Source organism: Hydrogenophaga sp. (assembly GCF_030651625.1).
In the GTDB taxonomy this organism is placed as follows: Bacteria; Pseudomonadota; Gammaproteobacteria; order Burkholderiales; family Burkholderiaceae_C; genus Hydrogenophaga.
On record NZ_JAUSCF010000018.1, the window covers coordinates 35265 to 56963 of the forward strand.

General features: G+C 63.1%; 25 protein-coding genes. 7 read left to right on the forward strand and 18 right to left on the reverse strand.

Annotated features, from left to right (window positions below; genetic code table 11):
* Positions 1-9 precede the first annotated feature (9 nt).
* Complete coding sequence (locus tag Q7V46_RS06820; protein WP_304912772.1) at positions 10-483, reverse strand: Spy/CpxP family protein refolding chaperone; 474 nt, start codon at positions 481-483, stop codon at positions 10-12.
* A gap of 101 nt (positions 484-584) precedes the next feature.
* Positions 585-1523 (reverse strand): LysR family transcriptional regulator, encoded by a 939-nt coding sequence (locus tag Q7V46_RS06825; RefSeq protein WP_304912773.1) that lies wholly within the window; start codon positions 1521-1523, stop codon positions 585-587.
* 95 nt (positions 1524-1618) lie between these two features.
* Between Q7V46_RS06825 and uraD the strand changes: the two genes are divergently transcribed.
* The 4 genes from uraD to Q7V46_RS06845 are packed head-to-tail and all read left to right on the forward strand — an operon-like array spanning position 1619 to position 4050.
* The gene (gene uraD / locus Q7V46_RS06830; RefSeq protein ID WP_304912774.1) at positions 1619-2206 is read left to right on the forward strand and encodes a 2-oxo-4-hydroxy-4-carboxy-5-ureidoimidazoline decarboxylase; all 588 of its coding nucleotides are present in this window, start codon (positions 1619-1621) and stop codon (positions 2204-2206) included.
* Positions 2203-3186, forward strand: coding sequence for a tripartite tricarboxylate transporter substrate binding protein (locus Q7V46_RS06835; RefSeq protein ID WP_304912775.1), 984 nt, complete (start codon positions 2203-2205; stop codon positions 3184-3186). Before uraD ends, Q7V46_RS06835 begins: the two co-directional genes overlap by 4 nt.
* Positions 3186-3554, forward strand: coding sequence for a hydroxyisourate hydrolase (locus Q7V46_RS06840; protein ID WP_304912776.1), 369 nt, complete (start codon positions 3186-3188; stop codon positions 3552-3554). The genes Q7V46_RS06835 and Q7V46_RS06840 overlap by 1 nt, the downstream gene beginning before the upstream one ends.
* Before the next feature lie 55 nt (positions 3555-3609).
* Positions 3610-4050, forward strand: a complete 441-nt coding sequence (locus tag Q7V46_RS06845) for a lysozyme inhibitor LprI family protein (RefSeq protein WP_304912777.1) — start codon at positions 3610-3612, stop codon at positions 4048-4050.
* 30 nt (positions 4051-4080) lie between these two features.
* Here the strand turns inward: Q7V46_RS06845 and Q7V46_RS06850 are convergent, their stop codons facing one another.
* From Q7V46_RS06850 to Q7V46_RS06885, 8 genes are all read right to left on the reverse strand, one after another.
* Positions 4081-5085, reverse strand: coding sequence for an aldo/keto reductase (locus Q7V46_RS06850; RefSeq protein ID WP_304912778.1), 1005 nt, complete (start codon positions 5083-5085; stop codon positions 4081-4083).
* A 160-nt stretch (positions 5086-5245) separates the two neighbouring features.
* Complete coding sequence (locus Q7V46_RS06855; RefSeq protein WP_304912779.1) at positions 5246-6196, reverse strand: Gfo/Idh/MocA family oxidoreductase; 951 nt, start codon at positions 6194-6196, stop codon at positions 5246-5248.
* Between the two features lie 120 nt (positions 6197-6316).
* The gene (locus tag Q7V46_RS06860; protein ID WP_304912780.1) at positions 6317-7171 is read right to left on the reverse strand and encodes a class III extradiol dioxygenase subunit beta; all 855 of its coding nucleotides are present in this window, start codon (positions 7169-7171) and stop codon (positions 6317-6319) included.
* A 143-nt stretch (positions 7172-7314) separates the two neighbouring features.
* Entirely contained in the window at positions 7315-7740 is a 426-nt protein-coding gene (ligA, locus tag Q7V46_RS06865; RefSeq protein ID WP_304912781.1) for a protocatechuate 4,5-dioxygenase subunit alpha, read from the reverse strand.
* A gap of 121 nt (positions 7741-7861) precedes the next feature.
* Positions 7862-8806, reverse strand: coding sequence for an amidohydrolase family protein (locus Q7V46_RS06870; protein ID WP_304912782.1), 945 nt, complete (start codon positions 8804-8806; stop codon positions 7862-7864).
* Positions 8807-8910: 104 nt separating this feature from the next.
* Positions 8911-9594, reverse strand: a complete 684-nt coding sequence (ligK, locus tag Q7V46_RS06875; protein WP_304912783.1) for a 4-carboxy-4-hydroxy-2-oxoadipate aldolase/oxaloacetate decarboxylase — start codon at positions 9592-9594, stop codon at positions 8911-8913.
* A 107-nt stretch (positions 9595-9701) separates the two neighbouring features.
* Entirely contained in the window at positions 9702-10736 is a 1035-nt protein-coding gene (locus Q7V46_RS06880) for an amidohydrolase family protein (RefSeq protein WP_304912784.1), read from the reverse strand.
* A 29-nt stretch (positions 10737-10765) separates the two neighbouring features.
* Entirely contained in the window at positions 10766-11479 is a 714-nt protein-coding gene (locus tag Q7V46_RS06885; protein ID WP_370690296.1) for a substrate-binding domain-containing protein, read from the reverse strand.
* An 83-nt stretch (positions 11480-11562) separates the two neighbouring features.
* Between Q7V46_RS06885 and Q7V46_RS06890 the strand changes: the two genes are divergently transcribed.
* Entirely contained in the window at positions 11563-12456 is an 894-nt protein-coding gene (locus Q7V46_RS06890; RefSeq protein ID WP_304912786.1) for a LysR substrate-binding domain-containing protein, read from the forward strand.
* Positions 12457-12480: 24 nt separating this feature from the next.
* On the opposite strand, the gene Q7V46_RS06895 is transcribed toward Q7V46_RS06890, so the two are convergent.
* The 8 genes from Q7V46_RS06895 to Q7V46_RS06930 form a co-directional block, all read right to left on the reverse strand.
* Complete coding sequence (locus Q7V46_RS06895) at positions 12481-13434, reverse strand: AEC family transporter (protein WP_304912787.1); 954 nt, start codon at positions 13432-13434, stop codon at positions 12481-12483.
* Positions 13435-13447: 13 nt separating this feature from the next.
* Positions 13448-14368 (reverse strand): NAD(P)-dependent oxidoreductase, encoded by a 921-nt coding sequence (locus Q7V46_RS06900; RefSeq protein WP_304912788.1) that lies wholly within the window; start codon positions 14366-14368, stop codon positions 13448-13450.
* Positions 14369-14390: 22 nt separating this feature from the next.
* Positions 14391-15386 carry a Bug family tripartite tricarboxylate transporter substrate binding protein gene (locus Q7V46_RS06905; RefSeq protein ID WP_370690295.1) on the reverse strand — a complete coding sequence of 332 codons (996 nt, stop codon included), beginning with the start codon at positions 15384-15386 and terminating at the stop codon, positions 14391-14393.
* Between the two features lie 93 nt (positions 15387-15479).
* Positions 15480-16796 carry a TRAP transporter large permease gene (locus tag Q7V46_RS06910; protein WP_304912789.1) on the reverse strand — a complete coding sequence of 439 codons (1317 nt, stop codon included), beginning with the start codon at positions 16794-16796 and terminating at the stop codon, positions 15480-15482.
* Between the two features lie 99 nt (positions 16797-16895).
* Positions 16896-17444 carry a TRAP transporter small permease gene (locus Q7V46_RS06915; RefSeq protein ID WP_304912790.1) on the reverse strand — a complete coding sequence of 183 codons (549 nt, stop codon included), beginning with the start codon at positions 17442-17444 and terminating at the stop codon, positions 16896-16898.
* A gap of 276 nt (positions 17445-17720) precedes the next feature.
* Positions 17721-18767: a TRAP transporter substrate-binding protein gene (locus Q7V46_RS06920; RefSeq protein ID WP_304912791.1), complete on the reverse strand. Its 1047-nt coding sequence runs from the start codon at positions 18765-18767 to the stop codon at positions 17721-17723.
* Between the two features lie 250 nt (positions 18768-19017).
* Positions 19018-19743, reverse strand: a complete 726-nt coding sequence (locus tag Q7V46_RS06925) for a hypothetical protein (RefSeq protein WP_304912792.1) — start codon at positions 19741-19743, stop codon at positions 19018-19020.
* A gap of 36 nt (positions 19744-19779) precedes the next feature.
* Positions 19780-20031, reverse strand: a complete 252-nt coding sequence (locus Q7V46_RS06930) for a hypothetical protein (RefSeq protein ID WP_304912793.1) — start codon at positions 20029-20031, stop codon at positions 19780-19782.
* On the opposite strand from Q7V46_RS06930, the gene Q7V46_RS06935 reads away from it, so the two are divergent.
* Both Q7V46_RS06935 and Q7V46_RS06940 read left to right on the forward strand, forming a co-directional pair.
* Complete coding sequence (locus Q7V46_RS06935; protein ID WP_304912794.1) at positions 20030-20296, forward strand: hypothetical protein; 267 nt, start codon at positions 20030-20032, stop codon at positions 20294-20296. The genes Q7V46_RS06930 and Q7V46_RS06935 overlap by 2 nt on opposite strands.
* A 182-nt stretch (positions 20297-20478) precedes the next feature.
* Complete coding sequence (locus Q7V46_RS06940; protein WP_304912795.1) at positions 20479-21609, forward strand: 5-methyltetrahydropteroyltriglutamate--homocysteine S-methyltransferase; 1131 nt, start codon at positions 20479-20481, stop codon at positions 21607-21609.
* Positions 21610-21699: the final 90 nt, after the last annotated feature.

Below are 21699 nucleotides of genomic sequence, written 5' to 3' on the forward strand. Positions count from 1 at the left end.
CGCGCTGCCTCAACCGCGCTTCCACCAGCCGCGGCGCTTCTCCATCTTTTCGCGCACCTGGGCTTGCTGGGTGGGGGTCAGGCTGTCGTAGAAGTCGGCCATGGCGGCGATCATGCGAGGGCCACCGGCCTGCACGGTCTGGGTCTTCTGGTCGAGCAAGGTCTGTGCGCGGCTGCGGTCGAACTTCTCGCCTGCGATGAGGGCCTTCATCTCGCTGCGCGGGTCAGCGCTGTCACCGCGCAGGGCCTTGCGCTGCGCCAGCATCTCGTCGGCCAGCACACCCAGCTTCTGCTTCTGTGCTTCGTTGAGTTCAAGCTTTTCGCTGACCTTTTCGATGGCCTTCCCACGCATCTCGGTGACGCGCTCTTCGCTCCAGCCGCTACCGTGCCGGTGTTCGCCGCGCGAGCCACAGGCGGTGAGCCCACCGACTATGAGGGTGGCGCCGAGGGCGCCATAGAGGGTGCGTTTGATCCAGGTTTTCATGACGGTTTCCTTGTTTGACGAGGGGTTGAACATGACCGTCATGGTGCCGGGCGGCGCTGTGCGCGTCGTCTCGCCGCCGTTTCGCTTTGTATCGTTTTTTTTCAGTGCCTGACCGACCGCACCCTGGCCAGGTACGCCTGGACATGCGCGCCCAGTCGCTCGGCCACCACGCGCCCGATACGTGACAGCGGCCGATTGGCACTGATCACCACGGCCACCGTCTGGGCCTGCGCACTCTTGTCGCGCAGCGGTATGAAGCGCAGGCTGCCGTCCAGGATTTCCGGGCCGGCATCGAGTTCGGAGGTCAGCGCCACATGGCTGCCGCTGCGCACCAGCGACTTCACCAATTGCAGCGAATTGGTCACCAGCGGTGGTCGGGCCTCTTCGAGCAACCAGTTGTGGCTGCGCTCCAGGTATCGCCGGATCGCCAGTGCGCGGCTTTGCGCGGCCAGCGGCCATGCAGCCACGTCTTTGAAGGTGGCGTGCTTCTGCACGGCCAGCGGGTGTCCAGGTGCCACCACGCAGCCCAGCGGCAGATCGGCGGTGCTGACGATGTGCAGATCGCGGCTGGGCTTGATGTTGAACGCAACCGCCAAGTCCACGTCGCCGTCCTGCAGGTGGCGCAGCGCGTCATCGGTATTGACCACTTCCACATCCAGCACCACACCCGGGTACTCGGTGGCCACGGTGTGCACGAACTCCGGCATCAGCCCGTTGGCGTGGCTGTCCATCACGGCCAGGCGCAGTTGTCCATGGCTCACACCCTGCAGGTGCTGGATGTCTGACAGCGTGCGGTTCAGGTCGGCCCGCCAGCGCAGCGACAGCGCCAGCAGCAACTCGCCCGCAGCGGTGAGCCGCATCCCACGCGGCTGGCGTTCGAACAAGGGCACGCCCAGGCTTTCTTCCAGTAACAGGATCTGCCGGTCGATGGCCGAGGCGGAAATGGACACCTCGCGCGCGGCGGCCTGCACCGAACCGAGCTGTGCCACGGCGGTGAGATAGCGCAAGGCCTTGGGGTGCAGGGGACTCTGTGCAGACATGGAGACTCCGGTGCTGCGTTCTAAAAAAGAGGGATATCAATCGCAAATTATGCGATGGACAGCAACACAAGAGAAGCCACAAACTGCGCTCCAAGATGACATTCCAACCCACTCTCCCTCTGCGTCTGGCCACGCTCAACACCCTGGACCAGGACGCTTTCTGCGCCCTGCTCGGCGGCATGGTGGAACATTCGCCATGGGTGGCCCGCCAAGCCTGGGGAGATCGCCCTTTTGCCTCCCTGGAAGAGCTGTACGACGCGCTGGCCCGCGCCATCCGCCTGGCGGCGCGTTCGCAGCAAGTGGCCTTGCTGCGGGTGCACCCGGAGCTGGCCGGCAGCGAGGCTACGGCCGGCGCCATGACGGCCGACTCCAACAGCGAGCAGGGCCGACTCGGCCTGCTCACCCTGCACCCCGACGACCTTGCCCGCCTGACCGACCTGAACCGGCGCTACCGCGAACGCTTCGGCTTTCCCTACGTGGCGGCCATGCGATTGCATGGCTCACTGGCCGATGTGTTCCGCAGCTTTGAGCAACGCCTGCACAACGACCCGGAAACCGAACTTGCCGTGTCGCTGCTGCAGGTGTGTGAAGTGATGCGCGGGCGCCTGGCACGCACCGTGCTCGCCGACGCCGGCGCCCACTCCCTTTGCCTCGTTTCCACCCCCACCAGGAGCCTTTCATGAAATCCAGCAAGCGCCAATTCCTGCTGAACGCCGCCGCGATCAGCCTGCTGTGTGCGGCCACCACCAGTGTGCAGGCCCAGACCTGGCCGCAACGGCCGATCCGCATGGTGGTGACCTTCGCGCCAGGTGGCTCGTCGGACATCGTGGCGCGCCTGATCCAGCCGGGCCTGCAGGAGAAACTGGGCCAGCCGGTGATCGTGGAAAACAAGCCCGGTGGCGGCAGCACCATTGGTGGCTACGAGGTGGCCAAAGCTGCGCCAGACGGCTACACGCTGCTGTTGTCGAACACCGCACCCATCAGCATCTCGCCTTTCATGCTCGACAAACCCACCTACGACCCCATCAAGAGCTTCACGCACATCGCCTACATCGGCTCGGTGCCCAATGTGTTTGTGCTGCACCCATCGGTGCCGGCGCGCACCCTGCCTGAACTGGTAACGTGGATCAAAGGTCAGAGCAAGCCGGTCAACTACGGATCGGGCGGCGTGGGCTCCATCGGCCACATTGTGGGCGAGCTGTTCAAGCAGCAACAAGGGCTGAACATGGAGCATGTGCCCTATCGGGGTTCGGGCCCCATGCACAGCGACCTGCTGGGTGGCACACTGCAGTTCGCGGTGGACACACTGACGCAGAACGTGCCCTACATGAAAGACAAGCGACTCAACGGCCTGGCGGTGACCTCGCGCGCCCGAATGCCGCTGGCGCCCGATGTGCCCACGGTGGGCGAAGCAGGCTTTCCCACGCTGCTGGCCGAGAACTTCCTGGGCGTGTCTGCCCCTGCCGGTGTGCCGCAGGAAGTGATCGACAAGGTGCACAAGGCGGTGAGCGAGGTCATCATGCAGCCCAGCATCCTCAAACGCTTTGAAGAAATGGGCATTGCCGTGGACAAGATGAGCCAGCCGGAATTCGCCGCATTCGTGGACAAACAAGTGGCCGACTGGGGGCCAGCGGTGAAGGCCACTGGCGCGAAGCTGAACTGATGGCAGGCGGCATTTCCATCCATTGTGTGGACGTGGCCAACGGCCAGTTGGCGGTGGGCTTGCGCGTGGAGCTTCGGCGGCTCTCGCCCCAAGGTGAACCCTTGTTGCCCCTGCTGGCTGAAGGACGCATCGCCGACAACGGCCTGCTGCAACACCCGGTGCTGATGAGCGAGGCCATCATTGCAGGTGGCTACGAGGTGATGTTCGACGTGGGCGGCTACTACCGGGCGCGCGGGGATGTGGTGCCAGCGCCAGCTTTTCTGGAACGAGTGCCGTACCGCTTTCACATCGCCGACACGGCGCAGCATTACCACCTGCCGTTCAAGTTCACCGCCTGGGGCTTCTCGCTGTTTCGTGGCGGGGCGTGAACCTGGGCATGGGCACAATGGGCGCTTTCGCACCCTTCGGTGCTGGGAGCTTCGCATGACATGCCACGTTTTCTTGTCTCGGCGCATCTGGGTGTTTTGCTTGGGCATATGCTCCAGTTTTGCACTGGCCACAGCGCAGACCCCAGCCCGAGAAGCGGTGGATTGCTCGGCGGAGGCGACGACACAGATGCAGCTCAACACCTGTGCCCAGCAGGACTTCGAGGCCGCCAGTGCTGCCTACAGCGCCAGCTACCGCCAACTCTCACAAAGTGTGGGCAACAAGCAGCGCCAGTTGTTGCGCGAAGTGCAGACCGAATGGATGCAGTTCCGCACGAAGGCTTGCGAGTTTGAGAAGAATGCGGTGGCCGGTGGCAGCGCAGCGCCCATGGTGTTTTCGCAGTGCCAGGCGCGCATAACGCGTGAACGCACGGCGGAGCTGCAGCGCCACCTCAACTGCGAAGAAGGTGACATCAGTTGTGTGAGACCTGCGAAGTAGATTGAACTTCGCAGCACCTCACACAGGGGCTCAAGCAAACACTTCTGTGTCCACTTCCCGATTCGACTGCTCGCTGTAGCGGTTGCCCTTGACCGTTTGCTGGTTGATTAGCGCGTCCAGCTTCGCCAGCGTGGCGGCATCCAGCTTCACATCACTCGCGCCCAGGTTGTCCTTCAGGTGGTCTTCACGGGCGGTACCGGGAATGGGCAGGATGTGTTCGCCCTGGTGGAGCAGCCAGGCAATGGCAAGCTGGGCCGGGGTGCAACCCACCTCATCGGCAATGGCCATGTAGGGCGGCAGCAGCTTCAGGTTGGCCGCATGGTTCTCGGCTGAAAAGCGCGGCATGCTGCGGCGGATGTCTTTGGGGTCGAGCGCGCTCACGTCGATGGGGCCGCACAGGAAGCCACGCGCCACCGGACTGAAGGCCACGAAAGCCACACCCAGTTCGCGGCAAGCATCCAGCACGGCGATCTCGGGGTTGCGCGTCCACAGCGAATATTCGGTCTGCACGGCGGTGATGGGATGCACCGCATGCGCCTTGCGCACGGTGGCGGCTGAGACCTCGCTCAGGCCAATGGTCTGAATCTTGCCCGCGCGCACCAGATCAGAAAGCGCGCCCACGCTGTCTTCGATCGGCACCTGCTTGTCCCAGCGGTGCAGGTAGTACAGGTCGATCACATCGGTACGGAGGCGCTTCAAGGCGGCTTCGCAGGTGGCGCGCAGCGTTTCAGGTCGACCATCGATCACACGCACCAGCTTGCCGTCGCCCGCCACATCCACGCCCTGCATGCCGCATTTGCTGGCCAGCGTGAACTGCGAGCGGTGCCTGGACAACACCTTGCCAATCACGGTCTCACTGGTGCCAAAGCCATAGAGCGCCGCGGTGTCGAAGTGGGTCACACCCTGGTCCAGCGCAGCCAGCAACAGGCGTTCAGCCTGGGCCTCGGACACGGGGGCGCCATAGGCATGGCAGATGTTCATGCAGCCCAGGCCGATGGCGGAGACGTTGAAAGGGCCGAGTTGGCGTTGTTGCATGTGTTGAACTCCTGAAAAGGGAAACGGCCCCAGCCGTGAGGATGGAACCGTCGATGGTATGTCCGGCGCGAAGCAGGGTGCGCCCGGCAACGCAGAAACCCGGGTCGACCACGTCGCTGGCTGCTGCCCGATGAGGTCCGTAGCGCTGCAGGCGCTGGACTCAGCCGTTCAGTTGCTGCTCCAGGTTGTGCAGCACCTGGTAGCAGTTGAACACCTGGGCCACGCTGGAGTTGGGCTCGCGCCCTTCCTTGATCGCGGCGAAGAACTCGCGGTCTTGCAGCTCGATGCCGTTCATGCTGACCGCCACCTTGGACACGTCGATCTTTTCTTCCTTGCCGTTGAACAGGTCGTCGTAACGCGCGATGTAGGTGGCCGTGTCGCCGATGTAGCGGAAGAAGGTGCCCAGGGGGCCGTCGTTGTTGAAGCTCAGGCTGAGCGTGCAGATGGCGCCGCTGGCGGCCTTGAGCTGGATGCTCATGTCCATGGCGATGCCCAGCACGTGGTGGATGGGGCCCTGGATGGCGTTGGCCTGCACGATCGGGCTGCCGCACTGGTAGGCGAACAGGTCGACCGTGTGGGCGGCGTGGTGCCACAGCAGGTGATCGGTCCAGCTGCGTGGCTGGCCCAACGCGTTGGTGTTGGTGCGGCGGAAGAAGTAGGTCTGCACATCCATTTGCTGGATGTTGAACTTGCCCGCCGTGATCTCGTTGTGGACGTACTGGTGGCTGGGGTTGAAGCGGCGGGTGTGGCCGCACATGGCCACCAGGCCGGTCTGCTTCTGCAGCGCCACCACTTCTTCAGCACCCTTGAGGCTGTCGGCCAGGGGAATCTCCACCTGCACGTGCTTGCCCGCCTTCAGGCAGGCCAGGGTCTGTTCGGCATGCATCTGCGTGGGGGTGCAGAGGATCACGGCGTCCAGCTCTTTCAGCGCCAGGCTGTCAGCCAGGTCGGTGGTGACGTGCTGGATGCCGTACTTGTCGGCCACTTCCTTCGTCTTGTCGAGGTCGCGGCTGATGAGCGAGATCACCTCCACGCCGTCGATGTTCTTGATGCCGTCCAGGTGCTTGATGCCGAAGGCGCCAGCGCCGGCGAGGGCGACTTTGATGGTCATGTTCAGTTCTCCTGTTTGTGAGGTGATGAGTGCCCTCCCCTTTTGGGAGAGAGTTTGGGCAAGGGATAGGCGCGCAGAGAGCCCTCACCCCGGCCCTCTCCCAGAGGGAGAGGGAGGAAGTCAGGTGTTCTCGAGAATCAGATGCCCCACCGCGGTGTTGCTCGCAGGCACATGGTAGAAGCGCTGCACCACCTTCGGCTTGGCACCGCCGGCCACGTCGGCCATGGCGCCGCGCGCAATCAGCCACATGACCAGCTCGATGCCTTCGCTGCCCGCTTCGCGCACGTAGTCGATGTGCGGAATACTGGCGGCGGCTTCGGGGTCGTTGATGAGCTTGTCGAGGAAAGCGTTGTCGAAATCCTTGTTGATGAGGCCGGCGCGCGGTCCCTGCAGCTGGTGGCTCATGCCGCCGGTGCCCCAGATCTGCACGTTGAGGTCTTCGTCAAAACTCTCCACTGCCTTGCGAATGGCCTGACCCAGGTTGTAGCAGCGGCGGCCGCTGGGCACGGGATACTGCACCACGTTGACGGCGAACGGGATCACCGGGCAGGGCCAGGCTTCGGGCTGACCGCACATCAGGCTCAGCGGCACGGTCAGGCCATGGTCCACGTCCATCTTGTTGACGATGGTGAGGTCGAAGTCCTGCTGGATCACGCTTTGCGCAATGTGCGAGGCCAGCTCAGGGTGACCGATGACCTTGGGGACCGGGCGCGGTCCCCAGCCTTCGTCGGCCGGCTGGTATTCGGCCGCAGTACCAATCGCGAAGGTGGGAATCATCTCCAGGCTGAAGGCGGTAGCGTGATCGTTGTAGACCAGAAAGATGACGTCGGGCTTGTTGTCCTTCAACCACTGCTTGCCAAACTCGTAGCCCTGGAAAACGGGTTGCCAGTAGGGCTCTTGCGTTTTGCCGAGGTCGAGCGCGGCGCCGATGGCCGGGACGTGCGAGGTGTAGACGGATGCGGTGATGCGTGCCATTCAGATACTCCATTCCATGCGGTATGCCGGGTTCAGAACCGCCAGCACTGGGTGATACGGGGCCAGGATGCCGTGGGTCCGGGTTTCCCGGCCCACAGGCATCGCCCACTTGAGGGGGTCGCGCGAAGCGCGGCGGGGGTGGGTCATCGTTTGCCCTGGGGCTGGCGGTGCGCCTGCGCGTCGCCGTCTTCGCCCACCACGCGGTTGCCCTGGGCCGAACGGCCACCGGCGATCATCATGTTGCGGTACTCCTCTTCGCTCATGCCGGTCATGGAGCCGGCCATCTGCTGGAAGCTCTTGCCGTCGGTGGCCCCTATCTTGGCCAGGAAGTAGATGTTGCCGCCCAGGCTGATGCACCAGTTCAGATCCCGCGCCAGCACGGCCTGCTTCTGCTCTTCGGTCATGGCCCACTGGTCCAGGTAGGCGCGCTCGTCGGCCTTGAATTTTTCGCGGTTCTCGGCCTTCATGAGGCTCATGCAGAACTGGTTGAGCCAGTAGCCTTTGCGGCTTTGCTCTGCGTCGAAGATGGTCGTGCCGGGCACGTCCTTGTAGGGTTTGTCGAGTGCCATGGGTTCTCCTGATATCCGTTCGGGCGACGCAATCCCATTCGCCCTGAGCCTGTTGAAGGGCTCACCCGGATGCAGGCAAGGGCTTCGACAGGCTCAGCCCGAACGGGCATAGGGGTTCACATCATGCCGGGAGGATTGTCTCCTCGGGCCAATAAAGCTTCATCGGGTTGTCCACCAGCAGTTTTTTCTGCAGTTCAGCCGTTGTCGCGATGTGCGGAATGAAATCGACCAGCAGGCCGTCGTCGGGCATGTGGTCTTTCAGGTTGGGGTGTGGCCAGTCGGTGCCCCAGAGCACCCGGTCGGGGAATTCTTCCACGACCTTGCGCGCGAACGGCACCACGTCCTGGTAGGCGGCCTGCTCGCCGCTCAGCGCCTTGGGGCCAGCCACAGACAGGCGTTCCGGGCAGCTCACCTTGCTCCACACGTTCGGGTGCTGGCGCATGAACTTCAGAAACAGCTCGAATTCGGGGCCGTCCACCGGCTTGCTCACATCAGGCCGACCCATGTGGTCAACCACGACGGTGGTGGGCAGCGCGGTAAAGAAGTCCCACAGCTCGGGCAGGTCCACCGCTTCGAAGTAGATCACCACGTGCCATCCCAGCTTCTGGATGCGCGCAGCAATTTCCATCAGCTCGTCCTTGGGTGTGAAGTCCACCAGGCGCTTGACGAAGTTGAAACGCACGCCGCGCACACCCGCATCGTGGAGGGCTTGCAGTTCACCATCAGAGATGCTGCGCCTGACCGTGGCCACGCCGCGCGCCTTGCCCTCGCTGTTCACCAGCGCATCGACCATGGCGCGGTTGTCAGCACCGTGGCAGGTGGCCTGCACCACCACATTGCGTGCGAAGCCCAAATGGTCGCGCAGCGCGTACAGCTGCTGCTTGCTCGCATCGCAGGGCGTGTACTTGCGCTCAGGCGCATAGGGGAATTCCGCGCCGGGGCCGAACACGTGGCAGTGGGCATCCACGCTGCCGGCTGGTACCTGGAAGCGCGGCTTGCTGGGGCCCTCAAACCAGTCAAGCCAGCCCTGTGTCTTGGTGAAGTCGCCCGATGTCGGTTTGGTCATTTTCTCGTCCCTATGCGTGAGGTGTATCAGTCCAGAAACACCGCGGAACCGGCTTTGCCGGGCCGCTGGTGTTGCACCGCGGGTCGCGCGCAGCGCGGCGGGGGTCAGTCTATGTATTTCAGTCCGGCGGCAGCCAGCGGTTCGCGCATCTTGTACATGTCCAGCCCCAGTACGCCGCTGGCCAGTTTGGCGCGCTTTTCGCCTTCAAAGCTCTCGCGCTTCTGCGCGGCCTCCAGCGTGGCAGCAGCGCGTGCAGCGGGCACACAGACCACCCCGTCGTCGTCGGCCACGATCACGTCACCTGGCGTGACCAGCATGCCGGCACAGACGATGGGGATGTTCACCGACCCGAGTGTGGCCTTGATGGTGCCCTTGCTGCTGATGGCCTTGCTCCAGACGGGGAAGCCCATCTTTTGCAGTTCCTTCACGTCGCGCACACCGGCGTCGATGATCAGTGCGCGTGCGCCGCGTGCCTGGAAACTGGTGGCCAGCAGGTCACCGAAATAACCGTCGGTGCACTCGGCCGTGACCGCCGCCACCACGATGTCACCGGGCTGGATCTGCTCTGCGGCCACATGCATCATCCAGTTGTCACCGGGTTGCAGCAACACGGTGACCGCTGTGCCACTGACCTGCACGCCTGGGTAGATGGGGCGCATGTAGGGCTTGAGCAGGCCCACGCGACCCATGGCTTCGTGCACGGTGGCAGAGCCCAGGGCGGCGAGGCCGTCTGCGGCTGCGCGGTCTGCGCGGGTGATGTTGCGATAAACAACGCCTAGTTCATACATGTTCGGTCTCCTGTGTTGGGCGCCCTCCCCAATCTGGGGATGGTTGGGGTGGGGGCGGCCCCCATCTCAGCCTTCCCCCAGAGGGGGAAGGATCGGATTCATTTCACTTAAAGATTCTCGGCCTTCAATCGCGAGTCAAGGCGCGAGAACACCCGCCGCACATTGCCTTCGTAGATCTGGTGCTTGTCTTCCGCGCTCAGGATCGTGGATGCCTCGATGTAGCGCTTGGTGTCGTCGTAGTAGTGGCCTGTGGTGGGGTCAATGCCGCGCACAGCGCCAATCATCTCGGAGGCGAACAGCACGTTCTTCACCGGGATCACGGTGTTGAGCAGGTCGATGCCGGGCTGGTGGTACACGCAGGTATCGAAGTACACGTTGTTCATGAGGTGCTCGCTCAGCAACGGCTTCTTCATTTCCTGCGCAAGGCCACGGAAGCGGCCCCAGTGGTAGGGCACGGCGCCGCCGCCGTGGGGAATCAGGAATTTCAGTGTGGGAAAGTCCTTGAACAGGTCGCCCTGAATCAGCTGCATGAAGGCCGTGGTGTCGGCGTTGAGGTAATGCGCGCCGGTGGTGTGGAAGCAGGCGTTGCAGCTCGTGCTCACGTGGATCATGGCCGGCAGGTCGTGCTCCACCATTTTTTCGTAGATGGGGTACCAGTGTTTGTCGGTCAGCGGCGGGCTGGTCCAGTGGCCGCCGGACGGGTCGGGGTTCAGGTTGATGCCCACGGCTCCGTACTCGTTCACGCACTTTTCCAGCTCGGGGATGCAGGTGGCCGGGTCCACGCCGGGGCTCTGCGGCAGCATGGCCACAGGTACAAAGTGATCGGGGAACAGCGTGGAGACGCGATGGCAGAGTTCGTTGCAGATCGCGGCCCAGGTGCTGGACACATTGAAGTCGCCGATGTGGTGCGCCATGAAGCTGGCGCGTGGGCTGAACAGCGTGATGTCGCTGCCGCGCTCTTTCATCAGGCGCAACTGGTTGGTCTCGATGGACTCGCGCAATTCGTCGTCGCTGATCTTCAGGTCGGCGACCTTGGGCATCGCAGCCGGATCCTTGATGCCGGCGATCTGCGCGTTGCGCCAGTTCTCCAGCGCCTTGGGGGCGGTGGTGTAGTGGCCGTGGCAATCGATGATGAGGCTCATGTGGTCTCCTGGAGCAGTTGGTATCGGGATCAGGCCGGGTCCATGCCCTGGCGCTTTTTGGCCTCGGCCGCCTCAGGCGACGCCATGAAGGCGATGAAATCGCGCGCCACATCGGGCTGGCTGGCCATGGTGCAGACGGCGGCAGAAAAGGTGGTGGTGATCTGGATGGCATCGGGCAATGGCCCCAGCAAGGTGATGCCTTCCACGTGCAGCAACTCGCTGAGCTGCTGGAAGCCCAGTTCCACCTCGCCCCGCGCCACCAGCGTGCCCACAGGCACACCGGGTGGTGCCTGCACGATGCGCTCGCGCAGCACGTCCGCCACGCCCCAGCGCTCAAACAATCCGGCCAGGGCGACGCCGCTCGGGCCGGTGGAAAAGCTCAAGTTGCGCGCGGCCAGCACGGCCTGTCGCACCGCCGCTTCGGAACCGATGTCGGGGGTGGGAGCGCCCGCCCGCACAGCCAGCGCGACACCGGAGCGCACCAGGTCCACCCGGCTTCCCGGCAGCACTTTCCCGGCGGCTTCCAGTTTGTCGATGGCGTCCGACGCCAGAACCACCAGGTCGAACGGCTCGTCAGCCATCACGCGCCGCGCCGCGTCCACGCCACCCACCGATTCGATCGTCACAGTTGGTGCGACGGCACGTTGCATGTAGGCAGCGATCAGGTCGGCCAGGACCAGGCGCGTGGCCATGGAAGAAATGCCGCGCAAGGCGGGCACAGCAGTATCAGACATGTTCTGCATTGTGCTCACGGCAAAAAATCCAACAAGCGGTATACCGTACTATTAGCCATTCCGTTTTGGCATATCTCTGCACACTCCCGTCCATGGATCTCAAGCAACTGGCGTATTTCGTTCGCGTAGCCGAACTTGGCAGCTTCACCAAGGCGTCGCAGGCGCTGGACGTGGCGCAGCCGGCCCTCTCGCGCCAGGTGCGCCTGCTGGAAGTGGAGCTGCGGCAGAACCTGCTGATTCGCAACGGACGCGGCGCCACGCCCACCGAAGCGGGGCGACTGTTGCTGGAGCACGGGCGCGGCATCCTGCACCAGGTGGAACGCGCCCGAGAAGAGCTTGGCCGCGTGCGGGGCTCCCTGGCCGGGCGCGTGGCCATCGGCTTGCCACCCAGCCTGGCGCGGGTGGTCACCGTGCCGCTGACGCGAGCTTTCCGCCAGCAACTGCCCGAAGCCAGCCTGTCCATCAGCGAAGGCCTCTCAGCGACCATGCAGGAGTGGCTGGCGACCGGTCGGCTGGACATCGCGGTGCTCTACAACGCCCTTCCCGCGCCGGAAATCGACATCACGCCGCTGCGCGACGAAGACCTGTTCCTGGTGCAGAAGCGCCCTGCCGGTCTGGCTGAAGAACCACCCGCGCCACCCATTCCTTTGGCCGAGGTGGCCCTGCTGCCACTGGTGATCCCCAGCAGACCCAACGCGATTCGCATGCACGTGGAAACCGAAATGGCCAACATCGGCTGCCGACCGCTGGTGGCCTTGGAAATCGATGGAGTCGGGGCCATCCTGGATCTTGTGGAAGACGGGGCCGGCGCCGCCCTGCTCTCCAGCAATGCCGTGGCCAGTTCGATCCGCCCGTCGGCCTACCTGACCCGACCGGTCTGCGACCCTCCGCTGCGCACGCGGCTGTGCCTGGCCACCAGCTCCATGCGTCCCGCCACGCTCACCCAGCAGGCCACGCTGAACCTCATCAGGAAAATCCTGGGCTGAGGCCTCCCCGCCACGCGCCGGGGGTCAGCCCTTCACCATCCAGAGGATGGCGCTGAGGGTGAAGAACGAAGCGGCCGTGGTGACCAGCAGGGCCGCGGCCGTGAAGCCTTCCAGGCCGTGCCGTTGGGCAAGCAGGGGGTAGATGCCCAGCATGGGCATGGCGGCCGACAGAACGGCCGCGGACCGCAGATCGCCGGTGACGGATGGCAGGCCGAGGACGGACAGCAACATGACGGCACCGAACACCGCCAGTGGGTGCAGCACCAGCTTGCCCACCGCGATCATCGCCACCTGCCTGCGAAGACCCTCGATCTGCAAACCCACCAGGGTGCCCCCGATGATGAACAGGGCCAGGCCGCCACTGGCTGCGGAGAACAGGCTGATGGTGCGCGACAGCACGTCGGGCAGTCGCAGCCCCAGCAAAGCCACCAGAAAGCCGGCACAGATGGCCACGATCATCGGGTTGCGGATCTGCCGCGCGGCGGTCTGCTTCAGCACCTGCGCCACCGACTGCCTCTGCCCCTGGTGGGCGCCCGCGTCGGCCAGGGCAAACAGCAAGGGCAGCTTGATGAGGTTTTCCACGATCAGGTTCAGCGCCAGGATGACGCCCGCCAGTGGCCCGAAGGCCAGCAGCATGACGGGGTAGCCCACGTAGCCGCTGTTCGAGCACGTCATTCCCATGGCCACGTAGGCGCTTTCGCTCAGGGGCTTGCCTTGCACCCGGCGCGCGTACCACAGCGCACCGGACATGAGCGCGAGTGAACCGGCGGTAAACGCCAGCAGATAACCCGGATGGATGACCTCGGTCAGCGGACGTGAAGCCAGCGCGCTGAACAGCAGCGCCGGCAGGGCGATCTGGATCACGAAACGGCCGAGGACCCGCATGTCCGCGCCGCTGAACAGACCCCAGCGCACGCTGGCAAAGCCGGCTGCGATGCAGAGATAGATCGGGCCGGTGATGGTGAAGATGTCGAGCAAGGGTGGGCCTGGCTCAGGTGGCTGGGTCGCCAGGTGGCCGGGACAGCAAGCGGTCCGCATACGCCTGCCAGGGCGAAAGCGACTCAGCCTTGTGGCTCAGGTCGGCAAACAAACCGTCTCGCGCCTTTCCAGCCATCCAGTCGTGTTTGTCGGCGATGGCCGTTGCCATGAAGGGATCAAAGCCCGCCTCACGCACGGTGTTCGCCACCTCGCGCATTTCTTCTGCACGGCGCTTGCCGTGTTGCGCCACCCGGCTGAAGAAGTAACTGCCCTGGCGCTGCCAGTCAATGCCGGGGAAAGTTTCCTGCAGCGTGGCGATCATCGCGTCCTCCACGCCGTGGTGGCGAGCGGTGGCGTAGCTCTCCAGCACCAGGGCCTCCAGCCCCTTGATCATCACGCTCCGGCACATCTTGGTGGCCGAGGCCACGCCCAGCTTTTCACTCGCGATCTTCGCGTCCATGCCCAGCGCCTTCAGCGCGGGCTGCAAGGCCTCTGCATGCGCGCCGCCCAGCAGCATGGGCACACGGATGCCGTAGGGCGGCACCGATGTCATCACCCCGGCCTCCACATAGCGTGCACCAGCCGAATCGATCTGCGCGGCGGCCTGCTGCTTGGTGCCCGGCGAAGCAGAATTCAGATCCAGAAAGAACGCGCCGGGCCGGATGTGGGCCCCCACGGCCTGCGCCACCGCCAGCGTGTTCGACGCGGTCACCGCCGACACCACCAGGGTGGCCTCTGCGCACAAGGCAGCCAGACCGTCACATGCCTCCACGTTGTTCGCAACCGCCAAAGCCACCATGGTTTCACGCATTTCGGGCTGGTCGAACTTCAGATCCCAGGCGCCCACCCAGGGCACACCCGCTGCCTTGAACCCGGCACTGAAAATGCGCCCCACCTCACCAAACCCGACAAAACCCACACGCATGTTGTCCATCTTTGATCCTCACCACAAGGTTTCACTGCTTCGGTATGCCGACACGCTCGATCACGGCGCTCCAGCGCTGGATGTCGGCCAGGAGCAGCTCCGACGCCTGTTCCGGCGTGGACGCCTTGGCCTCCACATTGAGCGTGCGCAGTCGCTGTTGCACCTCGGCATCGGCCAATGAGGCCACGATTTCGCGGTGCAACCGGCGGATCACAGCCGCCGGCGTGCCAGCAGGTGCGGCCAGGGCGTTCCAGGACGAGGCCACCAGACCGGTCACACCCGCTTCGGTGGCCGTGGGCACACGGGGCTGCAAGATGGAACGGGTTTCGCCGGTCACGGCCAGTGGCCTCAAGGTGCCGGCATGGATCTGCGGCAGCACCGGCCCGAGCATTTCCACCGCCACATCGACCTGACGACCGCGCAACGCCGCCACCAATGCCGGCGTGCCATTGAAAGGCACCACATGCACATCGATGCCGGCTGCGCTCTTGAACAGCTCGGCGGTGAGGTTCTGCGTGCTGCCCACGTTGATGCTGCCCACATTGAGCTTGCCAGGGTGCGCCTTGGCAAATGCAATCACCTCGGCCAGCGTGGTGAAAGGCGCTTCAATGCCCGACACCACGGCAATGTCGAAAAAGCCCAGTGTGGAAATCGGCTTGAAATCGTTCACCGTGTCGAAGGGCAGCGACTTGAACAGGCCGGCCGTGACAGCGGTGCCGTTGGACATCAGGAACAGAGTGTGACCATCGGGCGCTGCGCGAGCCACGGCTTCGGCGGCCGCCACACCACCAGCGCCGGGCCGGTTTTCAATCACCACCGGCTGGCCCAGTTGCTGTGCGAGCTTCTGACCCACGGCGCGCGCCGTGAGGTCACCCACACCCCCTGGCCCGAAAGGCACCACGATGCGCACACTCTTGGTGGGAAAGGCGGGCTGCGCTGTGGCCACGGTGGGCGCCATGCATGTGATGCCGAAACCCATTGCCGCAGCTGCCAGAAGTTTTCGTCGACGAATGAACGGTGATGGCATGGTGCCCTCCTTTGTCTCAGTACTTGAACTCTTCAAGTTTCCAGCAAAAAGGGCCTGCTTGTGCAGGCCCTTCGTTCGCGCATGTAAGCACCATCAAAGACGCAGCACGAACACGGTGATCGAGGGAAAAGCCACCAGAATGGCGGTGCGGATCACGTCGCTCAGCACGAACGGCATCACACCGCGGTAGGTGGCCATGATGGGCACGTCCTTGGCCATGGAGTTGATCACGAACAGGTTCATGCCCACCGGAGGTGTGATCAGCCCCACCTCCACCACGATCAGCACCAGAATGCCGAACCAGATGGCGAATTCCTCCGGCGACAGCCCGAAGTCCAGCACCGTGACGATGGGGAAGAACACGGGAATGGTCAGCAAGATCATGGACAGCGAATCCATGAAGCATCCCAGTATCACGTAGATGACCAGGATCGCCACCAGCACCACCCAGGGGTTCAGCCCCGCACCGCTCACCATGGAGGCGGCCTCCTGCGGCAGTTGCGACAGCGCCAGAAAAGTGTTGTAGACACCTGCGCCCAACACGATCATGAAGATCATGCCGGTGGCGGTCGCCGTGCCCAGAATGGCACCCAGCAGCGTCTTGCGGTTCAGACCGCCAGCGGCCCAGGCGGCCATGCCAGTGCCGAACGCGCCCACCGCAGCGCCTTCGGTGGGCGTGAACAGGCCGCTGTAGATACCGCCCACCACAGCCACGAAGATCACCAGCACCGGCCAGACCTTGGCGGTGGCAACCCACCGGTCCTTCATGGGCATGGGCGGCAAGGTGCCCATTTCCTTGGGGCGCACACGCGCATAGATCGCAATCACGATCATGTAGCCAATGGCTGCCAGGATGCCAGGCACGAAGGCGGCCAGGAACAGCTTGGCGATGTTCTGCTCAGTCAGGATGGCATAGATCACCAGCACCACCGAGGGTGGGATCAGGATGCCCAGCGTGCCACCTGCGGCCAGTGCGGCGGTGGAAATGCCCCCGGCATAGCCAGCGCGCTTGAGTTCAGGCAGGGCCACCTGACCCATGGTGGCCGCCGTGGCCAGCGAGGAACCGCAGATGGCGCCGAAGCCGGCACAGGCACCCACCGCAGCCATGGCCACGCCACCCTTTCGGTGCCCGATCCAGGCTTCTGCCGCCTTGAACAACGCCTGCGAAAGCCCGCCCAGCGCCGCAAACTGCCCCATCAGCAGGAACAGCGGAATGACAGAGAGCGAGTAGTTGGAGAAGGTGCTGTAGGTGACCTGCTTGAGCTGGTTCAGGATGGGCGTTGGGCTGCCGTAGACGATGCCGGCGCCCACCAGACCGCAGATCAGCATGGAAAGGCCGATCGGGATGCGGATGAAGATCATCAGCAGCAGGATCGGGAAGGACCAGGCGGCAAGTTCGATACCGGACATTTCAGGCTTTCAGGCAGACCAGCCGGGAGGCGGTCGATGCGCCCACGGAGGGCAGCGAATCAAGGGACAGAAGGCGGCGAGTGGATGGGCGCAGGGGTCTCAATGGCTGGCCCCATCGACCGTGAACCCCGCCGGCACCGATCCGATGCCGAACTGGGTCAGCGTCTTGGCGATGTAGCACAGGCAGCCGATCGCTGCACCCACCATGCACACCGCGTAGGCCCACCAGATGGGCATCTGCAGGATGAAGGTGGTTTCCATGTACTCGCGCTTTTCCACCATGCCTTCCCACAACTTCCAGGACAGCATCAGCCAGACCGCCAGCATGAGCACATCGCTGATGGTGTCGATCACGCGGCGCGCAACATTGGGCAGGTGCATGTAGAGCAAGTCCACAGTGGCGTGCCCGCCTTTGAGGTAACACCAGGGCAAAAAGAAGAACACGGCCAGCGCCGTACCGACTTCAACCAGTTCGAAATCACCCGGCACAGGCCCCAGGCCCACACCGATCAGGGCTCGCCCAGTGACGCTGACCACGATCATGATCGTCAATGCGCACAACATCAGGCCGCCGATCAGGGCAGTCCAGTTCGCGATCCGGTATATCCAGCCAATCATCATCAGTTCCTTGAGGGGGAAGTCCGGCACAACGGACCCTTGAAGGCGTTGTCCATGCGCGCGCGCGACAGACTCGGGACATTGTGACCCATGGCGCCAGGGACTCCAGCGCGCGTCGAGCATTCGGACCGACCAGAATATACCGCAGTGTTTCGGATCATTGAATGAGTTTACCTATTCGTAATACCTTGTGGTCCTTGCCACTTCCCCGCCGATGCCCAGAATCGACTTTGATCACTCTATCGCGATCCGGTGCCCGAAAAAATGGCCGTCCATGGTCATGGACGGCCATCTGGCAAAGCCCGATCAGCGTGAATGTTTCGCAATCAGCGCGCGTGCTTCGGCAGCCAGTTTGGCGCCGTCGATGTTCTTGCCTTTCATCTCCTCGATCCAGTCGGTTTCCACTGTGGCAGCCGTGCGGCGCCAGCGTTGGGTTTCGGCTACGTCAAGGGCCACGATGTTGTTGCCCGCCTTGACGGCAATCTCGCGGCCTGCCTTGTCGCCTTCATCCATCGCACGGCCGAACATGGCGGCGGTTTCGATGCCGGAATTGTTGTCGATGACTTTCTTCAAATCGTCGGGCAGGCGGTCGTAGGCGTTGCGGTTCATCGAAAAGGCAAACGTCTGCGTATACAGCCCGGTGGTCCCCGCAAAGGTGGTGTGATTCTTCACCAGCTCGGACACTTTCAAGGCAGGCGTCACTTCCCATGGAATGGTGGTGCCGTCAATCACGCCTTTGGAAAGGGCCTCGGTCACCGCAGGCACGGGCATGCCCACCGGGGTGGCACCCAGCTTGGTCAGCATGTTGTTGATGATGCGCGAGCCGCCGCGAATCTTCATGCCACGAAGGCTCTCCAGACCCGTGACCGGATTCTTGGTGTGGAAGAGGCCGGGTCCGTGGGTGTGCACCGCGATCAGCTTGACGCTGCGAAATTCGTCCGCTGCATGTTGTTCCACATACTCCTGGAAAGCCTTGGAAGAAGCCTCGGCCGAACCGCTCATGAACGGCAGCTCGAAAACTTCGGCCTTGTTGAATCGGCCCGGGGTGTAGCCCAGCACCGTCCAGGTGATATCGACCACGCCGTCACGTGCCTGGTCAAACAGTTGCGGTGGCGCGCCGCCCAGCTGCATGGCATGGAACAGCTGGATCTTGATGCGCCCACCGGACTCTGCCTCGACCTTCTGAGCCCATGGCACCAGCGCACGCGCCGGAATGGTGGCCTGGGGAGGCAGCATCTGGTGCATCCGAAGTGTGACCGGCTGCTGCGCAAACGCAGTGCCTGCCATCGAGCCGGCCGCTGCAGCGGCCATGGCCAGCATGGTCGCACGCCGAGTGAAAGTGGGTGATTTCATCAATTTGTCTCCTGTAGATTGGTGTGTCATAGAGGCTGTCAATGTGGATCTACCCAGCTCAAGGCAGTTTCAAAACAATGGCTCCACAATGTGCGATGTTCCCGCTTTATATGCCATAGGACATTGGGACTTTCAGCTATGCCGGTTTGATATGGGCGTATGCGCTGGGCAAGCCGTATGTGTCTCCGCCACGTCGAACCATAGAAATCGGCCCGAGTCAACGAACAGCGGTCGATTCTGCTGCCTGCTTTTAAGGCAGTCGGACGATGCGTCGACCATTGAAGGCCTGTTGCACCGCCGCCGGCGTCAAAGCCAGGGTCTTGTACAGAACCAACACGACGACCAGGGTCGCCACGGGGGCTCCACCATAAAAAATGCCGTAAGGCCAGTAGAGGTCCGATCCGAAGGCAGACTGCCACGCTCCCCAGAACACCAACATGATGCAAGCATGGGAGAGAAACATCAAATAAATCATGGGCTCCAGCCGCGCCAGATGGTCGCCCACGGCAAAACGGCTCAGTACATGGGAGGCCCACAAGAATGCGCTGCTCACCCCCAAGCGCATCAGCGTATCCCTTGCGGTGTCGCTGTGCTCTGCAGCAAACGCCGGCACCAGCCACACCAGCGCCACGGGAACAGAAATGCTCGCCAGCAGCTTCCCGAGGACGGCCAACCGGGGAGTGAACAAGCTTCCTTGTAGTGCAAGACAAATCCCGGTGCAGAAGAAGATCAGGATGTAAGGGCGCAGGATCACAGGAGAAAAGCCCACCGTCAGCCCAAAGAGCCACACCGCTGTCAATCCGACAAAGCCTGTTCGCCTCAGAAGCATCTGCAGCACCGGCAGAAGCAGCGAACACACGAAGATGTCGCGCAAGAAATTCAACGCGGTGGTGGCTGATCCGTAGTTGTACGCGGTCAACCTGTCCAACAAAAGGCCGATCTGACCCCATTCGAAACGCGGCAGATCGCGAAGCACCGATGTTTGTGCACCGCTGACTTGCCATATCACCACCTACAACAGAATGATGATGGCGTTCCAGCCGATGAGCGGAACGACCAGTGTCTGCCAGCGCTCACCCACGTAAATCGCCCAGCTCCTTCTCTGCCCGTAGGCCATCACGGCCAGGTAGCCTCCCAGCACGCTCAACGCAGGCACGCTGGCCCTTCCCAGGATTTCTGAAAGCAAATTCTCCAGATATGAGAGGTTGGGGGGAAGCTCACCGACATGGTCATTCAGTCCAGGATTGACGTGCACATAGCTCATGAAAAAGATGCACATCACCCGGCATATCTTGATTGCCCTGGAATCATCAGAAGTCATTTGGCGCAATTTCCCCTGGCGTGTTGTCACGCAAAAAACGCCGTCCAGATCGGACAGCCCGTCTTCCATGCCCGACGCGGGAAAGAGACTTGGTGAAGCGAAAATTCGTCGACTTGGTGACAGGCAAGTCGATCAAACATGGAGACCCGCGCTGACATCAGCGGACCGATCAGTAAAACATGCAGCCGCGTTGAAAACGCAGGAATAGTATTAAAGTGTTAACTGCGTGCGCGGGTGTAATAACGAGCACCCTCGGTTCGATGGCTGACGCGACCGAGGGCCATGGGCGATCTGCCCGGGAAACGCCACAATGCAAACCACGCCTACGCAATGGAACCCCGAATCTGGGGGTCCAGACACGGACGCCCACTTACTTTGTCAAGGACGCTCATGACGCTTCGCACCCAACCCCCTTTCCGGGCCGACCATGTCGGCAGCTTCCTGCGCCCGGCCTATCTGCTGGAGGCCCGCGACCAGTTCTTCAACAAAAAAACCCTGAGTGCCGATCAGCTGCGCGCCGTCGAAGACCGGGCGATCACCGAAATCGTGAAGTTCCAGTCGGATGTGGGACTTCAATCGATCACCGACGGTGAGTTTCGACGCACCTATTTCCACATCGACTTTCTGGAACAGCTGGGCGGCGTGAAAACCGACATACCCGTGACCATCGTTCGACCCGACGGCACCGAGGAACTGGCGCCTCCCGTCATCCGGGTGATCGACAAGGTTCGCCACGCGAAGAACATCCAGCTGGCCGACTTCCAGTTCCTGAAGAGCCAGGTGGAAGCGCTCGGCCGGCCAGGCGTGGTGCCGAAGGTGACCATCCCCTCGCCCACCATGTTGCACTTCCGGGGTGGGCGTGCCGGCATCAGCAAAGAGGCGTATCCCGAACTGGACCCGGTGTTCTACGACGACGTGGCCAAGGCCTATGGCGAAGAGCTGCAGAGCCTGGCCGACGCGGGCTGCACCTACGTGCAGATGGACGACACCAACATGGCCTACCTTTGCGACGACCGCATGCGCGAAGCCGCCCGCAGCCGTGGCGATGATCCCAACGAACTGCCACACCGCTATGCGAGCTTCATCAACAAGGTGGTGGCGCACAAACCCGCCGGCATGACCCTGGCCATGCACCTGTGCCGCGGCAATTTCAAGAGCACCCATGCAGCTGCCGGCAACTACGAGCCTGTGGCCGAAGCGCTGTTGTCGGAAATGAACCTGGACGCCTACTTCATGGAATACGACGACGACCGCAGCGGCGACTTCCGCCCGCTGCGCTTCCTGAAACCCGGCAAGACCGTGGTGCTGGGTCTGGTGACCACCAAGTTTGGCCTCCTGGAGACGAAGGACGATCTCAAACGCCGGATCGAAGAAGCTGCGAAATACGCTCCCCTGGACCAACTGTGCCTGTCACCTCAGTGCGGCTTCTCGAGTACCGTGCATGGCAACAACATCGCCGTGGAAGATCAGCGCCGCAAACTGGCGCTGGTGGTGGAGACGGCGCAGGAGGTGTGGGGTTAGGCGAACGACTCTCTCCGGAAAGTCGAGCCCCTCACCCCTTCCCTCTCCCCAGAGGGGCGAGGGGGCAAGGCACTGCCTCCGAAAAGGGCA

Excerpts from the sequence above, each read along its gene's own strand:
- Q7V46_RS06885 (WP_370690296.1), bottom strand. The coding sequence starts at position 11,479 with ATGCAGAACATGTCTGATACTGCTGTGCCCGCCTTGCGCGGCATTTCT.
- uraD (WP_304912774.1), top strand. The coding sequence starts at position 1,619 with ATGACATTCCAACCCACTCTCCCTCTGCGTCTGGCCACGCTCAACACC.
- Q7V46_RS06820 (WP_304912772.1), bottom strand. The coding sequence starts at position 483 with ATGAAAACCTGGATCAAACGCACCCTCTATGGCGCCCTCGGCGCCACC.
- Q7V46_RS06900 (WP_304912788.1), bottom strand. The coding sequence starts at position 14,368 with ATGGACAACATGCGTGTGGGTTTTGTCGGGTTTGGTGAGGTGGGGCGC.
- Q7V46_RS06860 (WP_304912780.1), bottom strand. The coding sequence starts at position 7,171 with ATGGCACGCATCACCGCATCCGTCTACACCTCGCACGTCCCGGCCATC.
- Q7V46_RS06835 (WP_304912775.1), top strand. The coding sequence starts at position 2,203 with ATGAAATCCAGCAAGCGCCAATTCCTGCTGAACGCCGCCGCGATCAGC.
- Q7V46_RS06930 (WP_304912793.1), bottom strand. The coding sequence starts at position 20,031 with ATGAGCTATGTGCACGTCAATCCTGGACTGAATGACCATGTCGGTGAG.
- Q7V46_RS06890 (WP_304912786.1), top strand. The coding sequence starts at position 11,563 with ATGGATCTCAAGCAACTGGCGTATTTCGTTCGCGTAGCCGAACTTGGC.
- Q7V46_RS06905 (WP_370690295.1), bottom strand. The coding sequence starts at position 15,386 with ATGCCATCACCGTTCATTCGTCGACGAAAACTTCTGGCAGCTGCGGCA.
- ligA (WP_304912781.1), bottom strand. The coding sequence starts at position 7,740 with ATGGCACTCGACAAACCCTACAAGGACGTGCCCGGCACGACCATCTTC.
- ligK (WP_304912783.1), bottom strand. The coding sequence starts at position 9,594 with ATGTATGAACTAGGCGTTGTTTATCGCAACATCACCCGCGCAGACCGC.
- Q7V46_RS06845 (WP_304912777.1), top strand. The coding sequence starts at position 3,610 with ATGACATGCCACGTTTTCTTGTCTCGGCGCATCTGGGTGTTTTGCTTG.
- Q7V46_RS06880 (WP_304912784.1), bottom strand. The coding sequence starts at position 10,736 with ATGAGCCTCATCATCGATTGCCACGGCCACTACACCACCGCCCCCAAG.
- Q7V46_RS06840 (WP_304912776.1), top strand. The coding sequence starts at position 3,186 with ATGGCAGGCGGCATTTCCATCCATTGTGTGGACGTGGCCAACGGCCAG.
- Q7V46_RS06940 (WP_304912795.1), top strand. The coding sequence starts at position 20,479 with ATGACGCTTCGCACCCAACCCCCTTTCCGGGCCGACCATGTCGGCAGC.
- Q7V46_RS06935 (WP_304912794.1), top strand. The coding sequence starts at position 20,030 with ATGAAAAAGATGCACATCACCCGGCATATCTTGATTGCCCTGGAATCA.
- Q7V46_RS06850 (WP_304912778.1), bottom strand. The coding sequence starts at position 5,085 with ATGCAACAACGCCAACTCGGCCCTTTCAACGTCTCCGCCATCGGCCTG.
- Q7V46_RS06855 (WP_304912779.1), bottom strand. The coding sequence starts at position 6,196 with ATGACCATCAAAGTCGCCCTCGCCGGCGCTGGCGCCTTCGGCATCAAG.
- Q7V46_RS06870 (WP_304912782.1), bottom strand. The coding sequence starts at position 8,806 with ATGACCAAACCGACATCGGGCGACTTCACCAAGACACAGGGCTGGCTT.
- Q7V46_RS06825 (WP_304912773.1), bottom strand. The coding sequence starts at position 1,523 with ATGTCTGCACAGAGTCCCCTGCACCCCAAGGCCTTGCGCTATCTCACC.
- Q7V46_RS06920 (WP_304912791.1), bottom strand. The coding sequence starts at position 18,767 with ATGAAATCACCCACTTTCACTCGGCGTGCGACCATGCTGGCCATGGCC.
- Q7V46_RS06910 (WP_304912789.1), bottom strand. The coding sequence starts at position 16,796 with ATGTCCGGTATCGAACTTGCCGCCTGGTCCTTCCCGATCCTGCTGCTG.